This is a genomic window from Pseudoalteromonas sp. Angola-7, assembly GCF_028599255.1.
In the GTDB taxonomy this organism is placed as follows: domain Bacteria; phylum Pseudomonadota; class Gammaproteobacteria; order Enterobacterales; family Alteromonadaceae; genus Pseudoalteromonas; species Pseudoalteromonas atlantica.
In genome coordinates this window covers 95,981-114,656 of sequence record NZ_JAQREL010000004.1, presented here as the reverse complement: position 1 = coordinate 114,656, position 18,676 = coordinate 95,981, and the positions used below count along the sequence as shown (strand labels likewise).

Below are 18,676 nucleotides of genomic sequence, written 5' to 3'. Positions count from 1 at the left end.
ATGAACATAAGTAAAATAGATTTAAATTTGCTGGTTTACCTCGACACCCTATTACGTGAGTGTAACGTAACCCGCGCAGCTAACCAGTTAAGTATTACTCAACCAGCCATGAGTAACGGCCTTAAGCGTTTAAGAAACTTGTTTAACGATCCAATTTTGGTACGTACCAGTGAAGGTATGGTCCCCACAGAGCGTGCTATAGAGCTGCAACCGGTTATTCGCGGTATATTAATGACCCTAGAAGAAACTCTCGCACCTAATCGCGAATTTGAAGCCAGCCAAAGTAAACGTGTATTTAGAATAATGGCCAGTGACTATGCAGCCAGTACATTAGCGCCAAAGCTTTTAAGTAAACTTCATGAAGAAGCGCCCGATACAACCTTAGATATACTTACGCCTAGTGATGTAACGTTTCATGATGTTGAAAATGGTAAAGTGGATATGGCAATTAACCGCTTTGAAAACCTTCCGCAATCTTTTCATCATAAACGTATATGGAAAGACAGCTTTTGCTGCTTAGTAAAAGCCGACAACCCAATTATCGAAAACTTTAGCCTAGACAGCTATTTAAAAGCCCGCCACATATGGGTAAGTAAAACCGGCTTTGGGGTTGGCGTAGGAATGGACCCTAAAGATGTACAAAAGCTAGGTTGGGTAGATGAAGCACTTGCCCATTTTGGTAAACACCGAAATATTGCTACGTTTACCCGTAATTACCACGTAGCCATTCATTTAGCAAAAGAGCAAAATTTAGTGGCGACCTTACCTTCAAAGGCTGCCAATATTTACTTAGATGATGCAGGCCTTAAAATTTTAGAGCCTCCATTTCCTATACCGCCTTTTGAACTAGATATGATTTGGAGCCCTTTACTGCATCGCGATGCAAGTCATATATGGTTACGCCAAAAAGTAGCCGAAGTGGCGGATGAGCTTAAATAACCTTATTACAAAAGCCATGTAAAATTTGCGAGGTTATTTTATTTTAAATAGCCTTGCAGTTTGAATATAAATAAAATAGCTAACTATTTCAGCATGTTAAAAATTAAAATAAAACTGGAATGGCCTTTGCTCTATTTACTATGAAACTTAAATTCATGTAAAGAGAGGTCATTATGAATACCCATCAAGGAACAGAAGCAACTCATATTACTGACATCATCCAAGTAATGAACAGTGGCATTGATTTTTATCAAAAAGCGCAAGAGAAAGTTGAAGACCCAGCCATTGGCGCATTATTTCAACGCATGATTGACGCACGAAAAGTAAGTGTTGAGCGCTTACAACCTTATGCAGTTAACGAAAAAGGTGAGCGTGAAGACGGCTCTTCTTTTGCTGTAGAAGCACGCAGAGCTTACACAGCCCTACTCACTTCGTTTAGTTCTCATAACGATAAAACATACGTTAAAGAGCTTGAAGAGGTAGAAGATAAAACACTTGAAGAAATTAAAGCAGCGATGGATAAACCACAGCCAGCCGACTGTGAAGCAGCCTTAGCGAAAACCTTGCTAACGATGCAAAGCTGCCACACCGAAATGAGCCGTATGCAAAAGCATTAATTTTCAATTGCATATATTTAAAACCCAGCCTAGCCGCTGGGTTTTTTATTATTACAACGTCCAGTTTAAACCCTGCTATGTATAGCCAAGTCCAAAATGCCACATTTAGTATTATCAAAGCCATACAGGGGTTATACCAATCCGTAATAATGTTTAATTAAGCGAATTGGTATAATTTAACGCTGAGGTAAGGCGCAACACAATAAAATCGCGGTTGAGAAATAAATACTAAAAAGGCTAAATACAAAAAAAGGGCCTTACGGCCCTTTGAACTTAAATAACATAAGGGAGTGTTATTTATTAAAAACGGTATTCTGCGCCTACATAGTAATAAGCACCATTAAAGCCAAATGGCGCTGAACGGCGAGAGTATTCAAATACCCCATCGCTGCTTACAATCGTATTGCCATTTGAATCTACAATTGTGCCCGAGCGTGAGTTACCAATGGTGTTTTTATCTGGGTACACGTCAAATAAGTTATTTGCACCAATATTTACAGATAAATCTTCAGTCACGAAGTAGTTAACTTTAACGTCAGTTAAAATTTCTGCTCCGTAGGTTTGGCGTCCGCCATCTTCTACTGTGTATTCACCAAAGCGGTTAAGTGAAAGGTTTACAGTCCAATCACCACGCTGGTAAAGCGCACTTAAGTTGATGCGATCTTCTGGTTGCCACTCTTCAATAATTGAAATTTCTTGATCAGAGAAAACATCTTCAACCGGTACGGTTTCAAGCCCTGAGCCCGATGGTGTAAATAACGATACCACCTCAGTTTCAGTAAAGTTAGCTGCTAAAGTAAAATCAAGCGTGCCACCTAATCCCTCGGTATTCCAAGTAGCTACAAAATCAATACCCGAAGTTTCGGTATCTGCACCATTTAAGAAAAACTGCCCTGCACCTGCGCCTGAGCTGATTAATGCAGCATCTAGGCTTGAAGAAAGCCCTTTACCTAAACGATTACTAATTACTATGCGGTCGTCAATATCAATTGAGTAGTAATCTACAGTAACATTAATGTTATCCGTTACGTTGTAGACAATACCTAAGCTGCGGTTTTGCGATTTTTCTTCTTTAAGTTTTGGAATACCTAAACTTTGTGCAAGGGTTGAATCGTTTCTGAATGTACCTACTTCTTCAGCAACTAATGAGCCGTCTTCAGCCACAACAAATTGTGTGCTGATATTGTTAAAATACAATTGCTGCATTGATGGCGCTCTAAAGCCTGAGCTTAATGCACCACGCAGTGACACATCATCAGTAATTGCCCAGTTACCCGCAAGCTTAAAGTTTACCGTGTCGCCAAAGCCTTTGTAATTATCATAACGCAGTGCGCCTGATAAAATGACATCTTCAATTAGGTAGGTTTCTGCATCAAGGTAAAACGAAATTACATCGCGTGACTCATCAACCGATGATGCCGGCGAAGAACCACCAAAACCTTGCGTACCGCCAGAGGCATCTTCAGAGCCTACACCGCCACTTAAACCACTATAAATACTTACCCCATCAAGGGTGTCGTAATCACGATAAGCATATTCGCTGCCCTCTAAAATACGGTATTCATCGGTACGAATTTCTGCACCCATAGCCAGTGAGTAGTCATCAAAGTTTTGTGTAAAATCTATATTAATGGTTTGCAGTGATAACTCCATGCCATAGGCATAGGCTTCACGCGGAATAGTACTGCGAATATCAGCGGCACTTAAACCTTGCTCGTAACGTAAAAAGTTAGCGTACGAGGCATTGATTGTGTCACTTGTTGTGTAATCAATGCTGTTTTCACCGTAGGTATACGATACATCTAAACTTGCATCGTTATCAAAGTCGGTTTTGTAACCAAAGTTGTAAGAAATATCATCAATTGTGGTATTAATTTTAGGTAAAAAGCCTAACGGGATAGTTGCGTCGTTATCTTGCAAAACAGGGTTACCGCCCGCATTTGCATTATGACGGAAAAACGCTGCTGATTCGTTATCGCGCGTTGAATAAGTAATAAAGCCATACAGCTCGCCATCACCTAACTCATACCCTGCATTAACGGTTAAGCCAAATTGTTGTGAGTCGGCATCACCAATACGAAAAGTGTCTCTGTCGGCGGTCAATTCACGCGGATCGCCTGCTAGTAAAGTACCGTCGCTAAGCTCTGTACAGCCATAAAACTGACACGAGCCGTGCAAACCTGCGCGGTTAGTAGGCGAGCGGTCGCGGTAATTAAGTGTTGCATTTAAGTAGCCGCTATCACCTAGGGCAAACCCTTTATTAAAATCAACGTTTACTGTTTCGCCATCACCCTCTGAGTATTGGCCGTAATTAACCGCTGCTTTGCCGCCTTCGCTGCCATCTTTTAGTACAATATTAATTACACCGGCAATTGCATCTGAGCCGTATTGCGCTGCTGCGCCGTCTCGTAAAACTTCTATACGTTTAATAGCTGAGGCTGGAATAGCATTCATATCGGTACCTGCGGTACCACGCCCTACTGAGGTATTGATATGAATAATACTTGCCTGATGGCGGCGCTTACCATTAATAAGCACAAGTGTTTGGTCAGGCCCTAAACCACGCAGTGTTGCAGGTCGTAAGGCGTCAGTGCCGTCACTGATTGACGAGCTTGAAAAGTTAAATGAAGGTGCAATAGATTGCAACATACGGCCAACTTCGGTTTGGCCTGTGTTTTCAAGTGCTTCAGCACTTAAAATATCAACGGGTACGGGTAAATCTTCTACTGAGCGCCCTGCTACGCGGCTACCTACAATAGCAATTTTTTCTATTTTCTCTTGTGCAACATCCTCTGCTGCATTCACACCGTGTGAATTTGCTGCAAGCAATGCTGGTAATACAGCTGCACTAACCCCTGAAAGCTTCATCATGTTGTTATCTTTCCTATTGATTTGTTTGAGTTTTATACTCAGTAAACCATTTTGATCAACAACCGCATCGAGCTCAGTCCCACTTAATAATGCTTGCAGTGCATCTAATTGGGTATAAAAACCATAAACCGAATTTGCTTGGTAATTTTTTGCCAACTCATAAGAAAACACCACGGTTTGCTCTGTTTGTTTCGCAAATTCTATTAAGGCTTTGTCTGCTCGCTGCGCTTGTATATCAAATTGCACCATTTGCCCAGTGGTCTGTGTTGCCCCTTGCACACTCAAGCTAAAAATAGCCGGAACAAGTACACTTAAACCCCTAAATAAATGCGTTTGGTTACTGCGCAATTTATATAAACAGCTGACAAACAAAATTCCTCTATAGTTTTTTATCTTTTTTTTAAACTTTTTTTTACTAATAACATTTAAAGATGCAACTTCACCTAACATTTGTTTGATATGCATAACATTTCTTATGATTTAGTTTGCTGTGTTAGGCTCACCATATGTTCACCTAAACGCTCATGCTCAATTGCAAAGTTAGTCTGTAAACTCTCAAGTAGCCCCTCAACATCGCCAGCTTTAAATACACCCGCCACTTTTATATTGGCAAGCTCATCGCTTGAAAGCTCAAAACGCGTAGAGGTGTAGCGGCTCACTTCATTTAATGCATCGCTTAAATGCTCACCATTAAAAATTAACATGCCATTTTGCCACGCTAAATCACGCTGTACGTCATCCACAGAAAGCTGCGTGATAGGTTTAGTAATGCTTTGCTCTATAATTGCTTTTTCGCCAGAGATGACAATATTGGCATTGATTTTACGTACTTTTTTAGCGTTATTATCAGCCAGTTGGTAGTCTCTAAAATCGTTGGCACTTACCGCAACACTTGGGTCGGTGATCATCACTTTCCCTTCGGTTACAACCAGCTCTAAATCAGAAGAGGTATTGCGCTGTACATTAAATACAGTACCAAGTGCCGTAAAGCTCTTATCGCCAGCCATCACACTAAATGGGCGCGATGCATCTTTTGCTACATTAAAACGCCCTTCCCCCTTACTCAGTAATAACTGACGACGCCCTTTGCTATAAGCTACCTCTAATAGGCTATTCGTGTTTAATTGCACTATGGTGCCGTCGGGTAAAACATACGTGGCTTGTTCGCCCACCTTCGTAGTATAAATTTTGGTGTAATTTATTTTAGCCAGCTCTTCGTTGTAGCCGTTTTCAAGGTTAATTAATAAGTAACTACACACCATTAATGCTGCAAATAAGCTCGCGGCAATGGCACTAGAAAACGCCCATCTTTTTTTCTGGGGTTGTTTTACACTTCTATGCGGAAATAAACTGCTTAACTCGTTTAATACGGCCAATTCATCCCATAGCTGCGCAAGTTCGTAGACGGCATCTTGATGGGCGGTACTTTGCATCATCCACAGCTTAAATTGCTCTTTTTCAATTTCGCTTAAGCCCCTATCAATTGCGCTGATCCATTGGCAGGCTTTTTCTAAAATTAAATCTTTTGATGTAAATTGATGAACATTACTCATTTCGCTGCCCTCTCAATTGATAGAGCCGAATTACAAGCAGAATTATGCGCCGCAGATTGGTTATGATTTTGTTCATGTTCTTTCATGTATAACATGGTTTGTAATAAACCTTTGGCAATGTGTTTTTCTACTGTGCTTTCACTTAATTGCATGTGCTGGGCGATTTCTTTTTGGCTCATACCGTACACTTTTTTAAATATAAAACATTTACGGATAGAAGAATTTAGTTGATCCGTTGCTCTGCAAAAAAGTAAAAAACGCTCTTTTGAGGTGTACTCATCCTCAAGTTGTGAGGATTTAAGCAGCGGGGGTAATTCTGCGTCGTGCTCTAACGAGTCATTAAACTTGTTATCCCACTTGGCTATATGATTAAGCGCTAAGTGCTTTGCAGTTTTAAGCATGTAACTGCGCCTAAACTGAATATCTTGTTTTAAATCAGCTTCGTAGCTTTTAATAAAGGTTTCTTGCACAATGTCTTCTACGTCATCGGGCTGTACAATACGCGACACAAAGCGTTTTAACTGCTTAGTGATATCAACAAACGTTGATGTCATATTTACTTTGGTAGTCATCCTTAACATAGGCCTATTGTTATTTTTATTACCGATAGATTACGAGTTTTTGGCATAAAAACAAGCGCAAATGTTAATTTAGCGTTGTTTAGGTGGGTTTTGAGTAAACAGGAGATCAAATGAGTAAATTATTAGATTACATAAGGCTCAGTTTTTTTGCAGCAGGTTTACTATTAGGGGTACAAATACCAGCCTTTGTAAGCGACTTTGGGCACGCTTTAGATGCACATTTAATTGAAGCAAATAACGCATTAGCCCCGTTTAAAAAAGATGCTCAAAACTACTTTAACAACGATTTAAACAAGTTAATTGCCCACTATGAAAATATTGGTGATGATATTGTTGGTAAAGGGGCTACCCATATTAAAAGCCTCAATAATCGCCAGCACTCTTTACAAGTGGCAGTTAATAACTTTAACCAATCGCCCTATTTATTTACTTTAACCAGCGACTTTCTCACCATTAAAAAGCAAGTATGGCAACGCTTTGAAGGGCAAATAGTGTTAAAAAAAGACTCCATAATAGCAGCGCTTGTTAGCGCCATTATTATTGCTATTTTTGCTGAGTTTATTGGCTTTGTAACCTTATTCATTATTAAGCGCGGGTATTACCGCTTATTCATAGCTGGCAAATAAAGACTTCATAAACTCATAAAACACCTCAGTTTTACGGGTTGTTAAGCTATTTTGAGGCCGTAAAAACCACACCGGCGCGTCGCTTTGGGCCATTACATTGGGCATCACCTCTACTAAGTTTCCGGCACTTAGCTCGTCGTTAATCGCAATTTTAGATTTAATGGCTATGCCATGTCCGGCAAGGGCTGCTTGCGTCATGTTATCGGAATTAGAAATAGTAAAGCGCGTTTTGGCATTAAAGGTGTGTATTTTATTATTTTCATCATACAGTTTTAACTGCCTTTGCCAGGGCAAACACACCCAATAGTGCGTACTCAGTTCGCTTAGTGTACAAGGCATACCATGCTTTTTTATATAACTTGGCGCTGCACATAAAATACGGGAGTTGTTGACAATTTTACGAGAAAGCAGGCCAGAATCGGTTAATTGCCCTACTCTAATTGCCACATCTTGTGCATCATCGACCACATTGACAAAATGATCAGTAATTAAAAAGTCGAGCTTTAGTTGCGGGTATTGGGTTTCAAACTCGGTCAACTTAGGCATAACATACTTTGAAAAAACCCACGGTGGCATAGTCACGCGTAATAACCCGCTCACCGAAGAGCTTCGTGCGCCAATGCTGTGCTCTGCATCGTGCAGAGCTTCTATAATAGCCCCTACACGATGATAAAATAGCTCACCGGCGGGCGATAACCTTACTCGTCTGCTGTCTCTAAACACTAACACGGTTGACAGCTCACGCTCGAGCTTGCTTAGCCTGTGGCTTACTGTTGCCGGCGACAAACGTTGCTCACGCGCAGCTGCAAGCACCCCTTTATTTTCCACGACGGCAATAAATGTTTCTAGGTCACTTAAATTATACATACATTTGGCTAGGCAGTTTTTAGTATTTAATATTTTCGAATGAAGCTTTCAGTTTTGCAATATATATTTAAATAACTAAAACACCCATAATCGCCATACAGTTATATTCGAGATTTAATAATGAGTTTAAAATCACAGATTGATGCCTATAACGTGCAAAAAGAAGCGAAGCTACCTGGCGATGTATTAGCCCTTATGGCGCAGACAAATGAAGAGCTCATTGCTCAGCATATAAAAGATAATGCGCTACAGGTAGGCGCTAAAGTAAGCAATTTCAGCTTAAACAATCATAGCGCTGAGCAAGTTGAGCTCGCTGATTTATTAAATAATGGCCCGGTAATAATTAGCTTTTACCGTGGTAACTGGTGTCCATATTGTAATTTAGAGCTAAAAGCACTTAATGATCACTTACCCGAATTTAAAACGCACAATGCGCAGTTAGTTGCGATATCACCACAATTACCCGACCAGACGTTATCTAGCGCACAAAAAAATGCCCTTGAATTCGATGTGCTTTCAGATATTAATAACAAGGTAGCCGAGCAATTTGGTTTACTGTTTACTTTAGATGAGCGTATTGTGGCGCTTTATAGCCAGTTTGGTATTGATTTTGAAAAGTACTACGGCAATAAAAGTTATACATTACCTTTACCAGCAACCTATGTAATTAACCAAAAAGGCATAATTACGTATGCCTTTTTAAACGAAGACTATACCCTACGCGCAGAGCCTACTGATATATTGGCAGCCCTTGAATCGGAGCAACACTAATGTCTATTTTAAAATCGTTAAAAACCCTTACCCTATCACTTCTTGTTGGTACTAGCCTTGCCTCTGGCTACGCTATGGCTGAGGAGCCACAAGCGCAAGTAAAACCTAAAGTACTTATTTTTGATGTAAACGAAACCTTGTTAGATTTAACCTCCATGCGCGCCTCTATAGGCAAAACGCTTGGCGGGCGTGAGGATTTATTACCACTTTGGTTTTCGACCATGTTGCATCATTCACTCGTTGATACTGTAAGTGGTAATTACCACGATTTTGGTCAAATTGGCGTTGCATCGCTGCGCATGGTTGCCAAAAATAACAACATAGCCATTACTAATGAACAAGCAAAAACAGCCATTGTCACCCCGCTTTTAACCCTACCTCCTCACAAAGATGTGAAAGAAGGACTGGCAAAACTCAAAGCACAGGGCTATAAGTTAGTAAGTCTGACAAATTCTTCAAACAAAGGCGTTAAAGCCCAGTTTGAGAGCGCTGGATTAATGTCGTTCTTTGATGCGCGTTACAGCATTGAAGATATTAAAATTTATAAACCAGACTTACGTGCCTATGAGTGGGTGTTAACAAAATTAAATGTAAAAGCAAATGAAGCAATGATGGTAGCGGCGCACGGTTGGGATGTAGCAGGTGCTAAAGAAGCCGGGTTACAAACAACCTTTATCGCCCGCCCAGGTAAAACACTTTACCCACTGGCAAAAAAACCAGACCACGTTGTGAAAGATTTACATGAATTAGCCGCTCTACTTAAATAAGCACTCCCAGCGCTAATTAATCAATACCCAAGCGGCCGATGTTAGGATGACATTGGCCGCTTTTTTATTAGGGCGTGTTGATTTTTGATAGTTAAATTTGCAGCAGCGTGTTTGGTTTTTAGGCAAGGCAGAGCCTATCAAGTGTAGTTATTTTACATAAATAGGCGAAACGCAGGAGCTGTTATCGTGCCCACGAGGTTACAAACCTCACGCCGCAATTTAAACGCCCCTAGATTGAACAAATTTCAATCCGCAAAGTTCAACACGCCCTAATCAACATTCTTAAAAACTGGCTTATAAACAAACCATTTAGCATTTTTATCTGCTAGCAATTTACTCCCCACAACGCTACTATTTAATGAATACGCAGTGGAGATAATTATGAACAGTCAAAGATTAAGCGAATTTGAAGAATACTTTCAAATAAATGAAAGCATTCGAGTAAACTTATTTGCTGTAGAAAATCAGTTAGTGCCGCAATCTCAACTCGCGCTTGAAGACGACATACCTCCTCTATTTAAGCTAGCTAACGAAGTCAGTGAGCTTGAACAGGCCTCTTTAAGACCCCTTAGAAACCTAGGCGATTTAGCACAAGAGCTGGCAGCTTTTTTACAAGCACAGTCGCGTAAAATTGATTTAATAATGAGCCACATTTTAGCATCAGAGCAAGCTCAAGATAACGCCATACACTGCGATAGCTACGGCGGAGGCGGCATTCGCTTTACTTCGCCTGATGTATACGCAATAGGCCAAGCATTTAGAACAAAGCTATTTTTGCACCACGAAGCCTCAGCCGTTTACTGCTATACAGAAGTTGTGGCCGTTGAAAAGCAAGACAGCGAACACTACCAATACACATTACTGTTTACTGCAATAAGAACCACAGACCAAGAATTAGTTGTCAGAGCCAGCTTACATGCACAAACACGCCAGCTAAAAAAACGCCAAGAACTCGAGCAAATTGACGATGATTCTAGCAGCGATAAATAGCTGACATATGCATGTAAAATGCTAAACTAGCGCCACCGTAATTTGTATCAAAACTTCATGAACTTTAGACTTTTACCTGAATGGGCTGAGCAAGACGCCGTTATGCTTACCTGGCCCCATGCACAGACCGACTGGGCTGATACGCTTGAACGCGTAGAGCCTGTTTATGTTGAACTTGCAACGCATATCACAGCCGTGCAGCAGCTTGTTATTGTTGCCCATAACACGGCGCTTAAAAGCCACATTACTGCCTTGCTAACAAAAGCGAATATAAACTTAAGCCACGTGCACTTTGTTGTTACACCAACAAACGATACCTGGGCACGGGATCACGGCCCTATTACCTGCGCAAATATTAACGACGCTCGCCAACTTAAAATTTACGACTTTATCTTTAATGGCTGGGGTAATAAGTTCGAAAGTGCCCTCGATAATAAAATTAACGCCGTACTGGTAAACCAGCTAAGTAATCCAAACACTGATTACCAAGCCCTGAATGTGGTACTTGAAGGTGGCGGCATTGAAATTAACGAACACGGTGTGTTGCTTACAACCAGCGAATGTTTACTGAATAAAAATCGCAACCCCGATTTATCATCAGGCGATATTGAGTCAATTTTAACAACGCATTTAGGCGCAACTGACTTTTTATGGGTAGATCATGGCTACTTAGCCGGTGACGATACCGACAGCCATATCGACACTCTGGTACGTTTTGCCCCCAATAATACACTTGTGTATGTTAAGTGCGATGCTAAAGAAGATGAGCACTTTAACGCATTAGATGCGATGGAAAAGAAGCTGCAAAGCTTTAAAACGCAAAATAATACCCCATATACGTTAATTGATTTGCCGTGGCCAAAACCAGTGTTTGATGATGACAACACCCGTTTACCGGCAACGTACGCAAACTACTTGATTATCAATAATACGGTTTTAGTCCCGACGTATAACGATGACAACGACGCACTGGCGCTAGCGCAAGTTCAAAAAGCATACCCAGCGCACACTATTATTGGCGTTAATTGCCTACCTATTATTGAACAATTTGGTAGTTTACATTGCATTACCATGCAGTTACCTCGTGGATTTTTAGCTGGAGCAGCACAATGACAAGCCCTGCAAAATTAACCGTTGCCTTAGTGCAACAAACTAACAGTGATAACGCCTGCCAAAATATGGCAAAGTCGATTGCTGGCATTCGTGATGCTGCTAAGCAAGGCGCACAGCTTGTGGTTTTGCAAGAGCTGCATCGTAGTCTGTATTTTTGCCAAACAGAAGATGTGGATGTATTTGACTTAGCCGAAACAATTCCGGGTCCAAGCACAAATACACTGGGCGAGCTTGCTAAAGAGCTCGGCATCGTTATTGTGGCTTCACTGTTTGAAAAACGTGCCACTGGGCTTTATCACAATACCGCGGTGGTACTTGAAAAAGACGGCACCATTGCGGGTAAATACCGTAAAATGCACATTCCTGATGACCCGGGCTTTTACGAAAAATTTTACTTTACCCCAGGTGATTTAGGCTTTGAGCCAATTCAAACCTCAGTAGGTAAATTAGGTGTTTTAGTATGCTGGGATCAATGGTTCCCTGAAGCAGCCCGTTTAATGGCCATGGCTGGCGCAGAGATACTAATTTACCCAACCGCAATAGGCTGGGACCCACGTGATGATAACGCAGAGCAAACACGCCAAAAAGACGCGTGGATAATAAGCCAACGTGCGCATGCGGTTGCGAACGGCGTCCCCGTTATTAGCTGTAACCGTGTAGGGCACGAAAACGACCCTAGCGGACAAAGCGAAGGTATACAATTTTGGGGTAACTCGTTTATTGCAGGCCCTCAAGGGGAAATGCTCTCAGAGGCGAACAATACTGATGAGCAAATTTTAGTAGTAGAACTTGATCAAAAAGCCTCTGAAAACGTAAGACGTATATGGCCGTACTTACGCGACCGCAGAATTGATCACTATCAAGACTTAACAAAAATTTACCGAGACTAAATAACTGCATGGCGTTTGTGAGCAAACGCCAACTAAAAAATGGAGCACTAAATGGCGTTTGAGCAATGGGCAGCCTTGCCGTGGGTAAAATCTCAAAAAGATAAAATTCAATGGGGGCAGCTAACTGGCAGTGCACTAAGTATAGCCATTGCAGAAGGTGTAAAACAGCAAAACGATTTAGTGCTTATAGTTACGCCTGATACGCCAAGCGCATTGCGACTTGAAACCGAGCTCGAATACTTATTGCCAGATAACCCGGTAATGGTATTTCCTGATTGGGAAACCTTGCCGTATGACCATTTTTCGCCGCACCAAGATATTATTTCAGCGCGTTTAGCCACTTTAAACACTTTAAAAAACGAGCAGCAAAGCGTACTTATAGTGCCTGTATCTACGTTAATGCTACGTACTGCGCCTGCTTCGTTTATTTATGGCTCTACCCTTAATTTTAAAGTAGGCGATAAGCTCGACACCCATAACCTGCGCAGTAATTTAGAACAAGCAGGGTATTTAAACGTACAACAGGTAATGGAGCATGGCGAATACGCAATTCGTGGCTCTATTGTTGATTTGTACCCAATGGGCAGTGTGCACCCATTTAGGCTCGACTTTTTTGACGATGAACTCGACTCTATTCGTTTATTTGACGTAGAAACCCAGCGCTCAGATGAAAAAGTAGATAAAATTGAGTTACTGCCCGCGCATGAATTTCCAACCAACGAAGCAGACGTTGAGCGTTTTAGAATAAATTATCGCGATAAATTTGGTGCCAGTTCAGAGCAAGACTCTGTTTACATGCAAGTAAGCAAAGGTACTTGGCCTGCCGGTATTGAATACTACATGCCGCTGTTTTTTGAAAAGCTTGCCACCATTTTTGATTACTTGCCAAACACCACTACGGTTATGCAACTAGGTGATTTAGAACACGCCGCAGATACCTTTTGGCACGATGTAAACGTACGCTACGAAAACCGTAAAGTAGATCCCCTGCGTCCACTACTGGCGCCCAGCGAGTTGTATCAACCTATTAATGAGTTGTTTTCTAATTTAGGTGAGTTTGCACGAATACGTTTATCGCAAGCTAAATTACCCACTAAAGCAGGCAATAAAAACTTAAATGTGAGCGAGCTGCCCGCAGTACGAATCGATCATAAACAACACGAACCCTACGGCGCATTTATTAACTATGTGGCAGAACAAAAAAAGAAAAAAAGCCGTATTTTATTAAGTGTTGAGTCTGATGGTCGCCGCGAGTCTTTATTAAGCGTGCTTAAGCCAAGCGGCTTAAAGTTTAAAGAATTTGAAAGCTTACAGCAATTTACACAAAGCCAAAGCGATGTAGGCTTAATTGTAAGCCCTCTTGAGCAAAGTGTTGTACTGGGTACAAAACCGAGCCTTTCTATTATTACCGAGCAAGAGCTGTTAGGTATTAAGGTGTCGCAACGCAGGCGCCGTAAACATAAATACGAAGCAAGCCAAGATGCGTTAATTCGCAACTTAGCCGAGCTTAAAGAGGGCCAGCCAATTGTGCACCTTGATCACGGTGTTGGTCGCTATCAAGGCCTGCAAACAATTGACGCGGCAGGTGTAATCACTGAGTTTGTTACCATTACCTATGCCGGTGAAGCAAAACTGTATGTGCCGGTATCGGCACTGCATATGCTAAGCCGTTATTCGGGCGGTGAAGAAGCAAGCGCCCCGCTTCACAAACTTGGTTCAGATGCGTGGGAGAAAGCCAAAAAACGGGCCGCCGAAAAAGTACGTGATGTAGCCGCGGAGCTGTTAGATATTTACGCACAGCGCCAAGCAAAACCAGGTAATAAATTTGCACTCGATGGGCAAAGCTATCGCCAATTTAGCGACAGCTTTCCATTTGAAGAAACTGACGATCAGCGTAATGCTATTGAAGCCGTACTTGGGGATATGCAATCAAAACTTGCTATGGACCGTTTAGTGTGTGGTGATGTAGGCTTTGGTAAAACAGAAGTGGCTATGCGCGCCGCGTTTGTAGCGGTTAACGATAACAAACAAGTAGCCGTGTTAGTACCAACCACCCTGCTGGCTCAGCAACATTATGAAAACTTTAAAGACCGCTTTGCCGATTTCCCTATCGAAGTGGGAGTGTTATCGCGCTTTAATTCAACTAAAGAGCAAAAAGACACGCTTGAAAAAATGGCCGACGGTAAACTTGATATCGTTATTGGAACGCATAAATTAATTCAACAAGATATTAAATTTAACGACTTAGGTTTACTGATTGTTGATGAAGAGCACCGCTTTGGTGTACGCCAAAAAGAAAAAATAAAGTCATTACGTGCTGATGTAGATATATTAACGCTTACTGCAACGCCTATTCCGCGTACTTTAAATATGGCGATGAGCGGCATGCGTGATTTATCTATTATTGCCACCCCACCTGCTAAGCGTTTAGCAGTTAAAACCTTTGTACGCCAACGCGACAGCGACTTAATACGCGAAGCCATACTGCGTGAAATTAAACGCGGCGGGCAAGTGTACTTTTTGCATAACAATGTTGAGACTATTGAGCGAGTCTCGCAAGAGATCAGCGAATGGGTGCCAGAGGCTAGTGTCACCTCTGCTCATGGGCAAATGCGCGAGCAAGAGCTTGAGCAAATAATGACAGACTTTTATCATCAAAAATACAATGTACTGGTATGTACCACCATTATCGAAACCGGTATTGATGTGCCTACTGCTAATACTATTATTATGGACAGAGCCGATAAACTTGGCCTTGCGCAATTACACCAATTACGCGGTCGTGTTGGGCGAAGCCACCACCAAGCGTATGCTTATTTATTAACCGGCGATGCTAAAGCACTTTCTAAAGATGCCACCAAACGCTTACAAGCAATCGAGTCGTTGGAAGATTTAGGCGCAGGTTTTGCCCTTGCCACACATGATTTAGAAATACGTGGTGCGGGTGAGCTATTAGGCGACGATCAATCAGGGCAAATGCAAACTATTGGCTTTAGCTTGTATATGGAAATGCTAGAGCAAGCGGTTAATGCCCTTAAAAATGGTAAAGAGCCAACGCTTGAAAACCTGCTTCAGCAGCAAACTGAAGTTGATTTAAAACTCCCTGCCTTACTACCTGATGATTACATACACGATGTTAATGCGCGTTTAGGTATGTACAAGCGCATTGCAAGTTGTGCTAACCTTGCCGATATGGACGAATTACAAGTAGAGCTAATAGACCGCTTTGGTTTATTACCTGATGCCACTAAAAACCTATTTAGTATGCAGCAACTAAAAATGCGTGCTAGCGATTTAGGAATTACAAAAATAGAGGCAAACCCTAAAGGGGGCTACTTTGAATTTAGCCAAAATACGAAGGTTAATCCTAGCTTCATCATAGGCTTGATACAAAGTGCACCCCATGTGTACAAAATGGATGGCGCAAATAAATTGCGCTTTGCAATTAATGAGGTAAACCCTCGTGAACGCTTAAAAATGGTCACTGCAATGATTGCAGATTTCGAAAAAAAGGTTAGCCATTAATGTTGCTAAAAAAATCGCTTATCGTGTTATGTTGCTTATTTAGCAGCACCGCATTTGCAGAACGTTGGTTTGAAGTAGAAGTGCTGGTATTTAAACAGCGCCCTGCCCCCTATTTACAAGAAGACTTTAGCTTAAAGCACGAGCCCATTAAGGCGAAAAATACGTTAGAGCTACTCACCCCTTTATACACAGAGCAAGCTATGCAGGCATGTATAGATGGCGATAGTCGCTTTCAAAAACGCTCGTTTACCGATTCTTTAGTTAATGCCAACCCACAATCGGGTGTGTGTGATAACAGTATCGACTTTATGAAAAGTTACGACGAGTTGCCCGTTACGCCATTAGCACCGGCACAAGATACGATGGATGAGCCCTATTTACTCGCACCTGAGCAATTACAATTTACTGCCCAGCGCCGCGCTTTAGACAGAAAAGGTTTAGCCCCGCTACTGCATACTGGCTGGCGCTTTGAAGGGGCAAGTAAATCGCGTGCGCCAAGCGTACATTTAATTTCTGGTGATCATATAAAACGCGACGTTAACACTACGCCTAATTATTCAAATCCCGACTTTATTAGCTTAGTACAAAGTAAGCCACAGCTATTTGATACCTCAGAGCAGCCCCTAAGCTATTGGGAGCTAGATGGTTTATTTAAAATACATTTACGCCACTACCTTTACATAACCGCTGATTTTGACGTAAACGAAAAACTACCTAATGGGGATATAGAATCGGCCCGCTTTTCACAATTTAAACGTGTAATTAGTGGTGAAATCCATTACTTTGATCATCCTCGTATGGGCATGATTGTACAAATACGAAAGTATAAACACTAAATCAATAGGACATAACAATGAAAAAACTCCTGATCATCGCAGCAACGCTAAGCCTGGCAGCTTGTTCAAAAGTAAGCCTAGAAAACTACGAAAAAATTGAAGTTGGCATGGATAAAGCCGAAGTAGAAGCTATTTTAGGCTCTGCTGATAACTGCGTAGAAAAAACCCTACATACTAATTGTGTATGGGGTGATGAGTCTAAAAACATTGAAATAACACTCGTTTCAGACAAGGTAACTATTTATTCTAAGCACGGTATTACACAGTAATACTGCGTTAAATTAGGTAAATTTACATGACACTAAGGGATAGCCGTTGCTATCCCTTTTTTATTTTCTATTTTTTAGAGTAAATAAGTTCAATATTAACTATTTTACTGCGATTAAGGGTTATTTTGTAACGCTGGTATAAAGTTCTTTCCTCGTCTTTTAATACCATCACCAAATTTAACTGGTAGCGCCTTTCAACCGCTTGCTTTGATATTTTATTACCATCTAAATGATACAGCTTGCCCTCGCCGCGTTTTAAATACCGTGCAAAAGGCGCCAAATTAAAGCGCATACTTTGCTGTAGAGTATCGTAACCTGGTAAAAACTCTTTAGCAGAAACACGTGTTTCACTGGCAAAATGCAGCCACTGCGCGGCTAGCTTGTTTTGCTGACGCCTTTTTGAAAATATTGTTTTTACTTCACTAGGGATTTTTTTAAAACGCATATACTCAAGCCACACAAACTGACTTGCAACGCGATCTTTAGTAATGCTGTTTTTAAATACAAACCGCCATTTAGGACGCCCGCGCACAATAGCGCGCCAAATTACCCGCGTAATGTCTTCTTTAAATATTTCTCGCAAGCCGTAAATAACCCCTAATATTAAAATAAGGGTAGCGGTCACTTCGGTAAAGGTTGAGCGCGCGTTAAGTATAACCACCATTACAAATGCCATAATGACAGCTGTAACCGTGCCTTTTACTAAACGCTTTAGGTAACTATTTAAATAACGCGTATTGCGATGCAAAATAACGCCGTGCTCTATTAGGCGCTGCAGTAAACGCATTTTATTCGTGATGCGGTTACCATCTTGCAACGTGGTTTCTGAGTTATAATTTTGCTCAAACCGGTATGTATTTTCGTTTTTACAAAATTGCAGTAAGTCGTTGCGCTCTTTCGCAAAGTCACTGCTGCGCGGGCCTTCATCTAATAGCTTTAAAAACGACTGCTCAACATGCCAACTTAAATAGTTATCGGCATTGGTGTAAAACGGCACCAGTTTTTCATCATCGGGGGTATATCTGCGCAGCTTTTTTAACAGCCCTTCACTTTGCTCAAATAGCTCTTGTGCACGGGCATAAAAAGCATCCACTTCTTGAATTTTTAATGCATCTTTAATATCAGCGTCGAGCGCTAAACGCACCTGATAACAGTACAAATTAAGGTTTTGGCGGTAATCTTGTTGCTCACCTTTGTTTTTACTAACAAAGCGGCTACGCACTAAGGGTAAGTGTATGTTTTTAGCGTTATAAGCTAAGTGCGATTTAAAGTGGTTATTAAAATAAGACTCTTCACTGAGGGTTTGCACGTTTATACCCATTTCATTGGGTATAGAAAAATACAGGTCGATACGCTGCTCAGAGCGAGGGGATAACTCTGGTTCTATGACAAAAGATAAATTTTCGTCTTGTTTTATCAAACAACTCTCCTTTTATTGAGTGTATAAGTGTACTGGTCTCC

16 protein-coding genes are annotated in these 18,676 nt (G+C 41.4%); 11 read left to right on the top strand and 5 right to left on the bottom strand.

Features of this window, described 5'->3' with window-relative positions:
• Window positions 1–939 carry a LysR family transcriptional regulator gene (locus tag PSH50_RS07590; RefSeq protein WP_024032602.1) on the top strand — a complete coding sequence of 313 codons (939 nt, stop codon included), beginning with the start codon at window positions 1–3 and terminating at the stop codon, window positions 937–939.
• 173 nt (window positions 940–1,112) lie between these two features.
• Window positions 1,113–1,556, top strand: a complete 444-nt coding sequence (locus PSH50_RS07585) for a PA2169 family four-helix-bundle protein (RefSeq protein WP_004588918.1) — start codon at window positions 1,113–1,115, stop codon at window positions 1,554–1,556.
• 300 nt (window positions 1,557–1,856) lie between these two features.
• On the opposite strand, the gene PSH50_RS07580 is transcribed toward PSH50_RS07585, so the two are convergent.
• The 3 genes from PSH50_RS07580 to PSH50_RS07570 are packed head-to-tail and all read right to left on the bottom strand — an operon-like array spanning window position 1,857 to window position 6,552.
• The gene (locus tag PSH50_RS07580) at window positions 1,857–4,892 is read right to left on the bottom strand and encodes a TonB-dependent siderophore receptor (RefSeq protein ID WP_273609461.1); all 3,036 of its coding nucleotides are present in this window, start codon (window positions 4,890–4,892) and stop codon (window positions 1,857–1,859) included.
• Window positions 4,893–4,900: 8 nt separating this feature from the next.
• Window positions 4,901–5,980: a FecR family protein gene (locus PSH50_RS07575; protein WP_121637318.1), complete on the bottom strand. Its 1,080-nt coding sequence runs from the start codon at window positions 5,978–5,980 to the stop codon at window positions 4,901–4,903.
• Window positions 5,977–6,552, bottom strand: coding sequence for an RNA polymerase sigma factor (locus PSH50_RS07570; protein ID WP_004588915.1), 576 nt, complete (start codon window positions 6,550–6,552; stop codon window positions 5,977–5,979). The genes PSH50_RS07575 and PSH50_RS07570 overlap by 4 nt, the downstream gene beginning before the upstream one ends.
• Window positions 6,553–6,671: 119 nt before the next feature.
• On the opposite strand from PSH50_RS07570, the gene PSH50_RS07565 reads away from it, so the two are divergent.
• On the top strand, window positions 6,672–7,187 hold the full coding sequence (locus PSH50_RS07565; RefSeq protein ID WP_273609460.1) for a DUF2937 family protein: 516 nt from the start codon (window positions 6,672–6,674) through the stop codon (window positions 7,185–7,187).
• Here PSH50_RS07565 and PSH50_RS07560 read toward each other — a convergent pair.
• Window positions 7,167–8,054, bottom strand: a complete 888-nt coding sequence (locus PSH50_RS07560) for a LysR family transcriptional regulator (RefSeq protein ID WP_024032599.1) — start codon at window positions 8,052–8,054, stop codon at window positions 7,167–7,169. The two genes, PSH50_RS07565 and PSH50_RS07560, sit on opposite strands and share 21 nt — an antisense overlap.
• Window positions 8,055–8,174: 120 nt before the next feature.
• Here PSH50_RS07560 and PSH50_RS07555 point away from each other — a divergent pair, with 120 nt between their 5' ends.
• From PSH50_RS07555 to PSH50_RS07520, 8 genes are all read left to right on the top strand, one after another.
• Window positions 8,175–8,825 (top strand): peroxiredoxin-like family protein, encoded by a 651-nt coding sequence (locus PSH50_RS07555; protein ID WP_273589915.1) that lies wholly within the window; start codon window positions 8,175–8,177, stop codon window positions 8,823–8,825.
• Window positions 8,825–9,592 carry a haloacid dehalogenase type II gene (locus PSH50_RS07550; RefSeq protein WP_273589914.1) on the top strand — a complete coding sequence of 256 codons (768 nt, stop codon included), beginning with the start codon at window positions 8,825–8,827 and terminating at the stop codon, window positions 9,590–9,592. The genes PSH50_RS07555 and PSH50_RS07550 overlap by 1 nt, the downstream gene beginning before the upstream one ends.
• A 381-nt stretch (window positions 9,593–9,973) precedes the next feature.
• Complete coding sequence (locus PSH50_RS07545; RefSeq protein ID WP_004588910.1) at window positions 9,974–10,582, top strand: PilZ domain-containing protein; 609 nt, start codon at window positions 9,974–9,976, stop codon at window positions 10,580–10,582.
• 57 nt (window positions 10,583–10,639) lie between these two features.
• Window positions 10,640–11,695, top strand: a complete 1,056-nt coding sequence (locus PSH50_RS07540) for an agmatine/peptidylarginine deiminase (protein WP_273609459.1) — start codon at window positions 10,640–10,642, stop codon at window positions 11,693–11,695.
• Window positions 11,692–12,585, top strand: coding sequence for a carbon-nitrogen hydrolase (locus PSH50_RS07535; RefSeq protein WP_024032594.1), 894 nt, complete (start codon window positions 11,692–11,694; stop codon window positions 12,583–12,585). Before PSH50_RS07540 ends, PSH50_RS07535 begins: the two co-directional genes overlap by 4 nt.
• A 51-nt stretch (window positions 12,586–12,636) precedes the next feature.
• Window positions 12,637–16,110, top strand: a complete 3,474-nt coding sequence (mfd, locus tag PSH50_RS07530) for a transcription-repair coupling factor (RefSeq protein ID WP_138686074.1) — start codon at window positions 12,637–12,639, stop codon at window positions 16,108–16,110.
• Window positions 16,110–16,946, top strand: a complete 837-nt coding sequence (locus tag PSH50_RS07525) for a peptidoglycan binding protein CsiV (RefSeq protein WP_064386480.1) — start codon at window positions 16,110–16,112, stop codon at window positions 16,944–16,946. The genes mfd and PSH50_RS07525 overlap by 1 nt, the downstream gene beginning before the upstream one ends.
• Before the next feature lie 17 nt (window positions 16,947–16,963).
• A complete protein-coding gene (locus PSH50_RS07520) occupies window positions 16,964–17,215 on the top strand; it encodes a hypothetical protein (RefSeq protein WP_004588905.1) in 252 nt (83 codons plus the stop codon).
• Between the two features lie 67 nt (window positions 17,216–17,282).
• Here PSH50_RS07520 and PSH50_RS07515 read toward each other — a convergent pair whose 3' ends face one another.
• Window positions 17,283–18,635 carry a hypothetical protein gene (locus PSH50_RS07515; protein WP_024032591.1) on the bottom strand — a complete coding sequence of 451 codons (1,353 nt, stop codon included), beginning with the start codon at window positions 18,633–18,635 and terminating at the stop codon, window positions 17,283–17,285.
• Window positions 18,636–18,676: the final 41 nt, after the last annotated feature.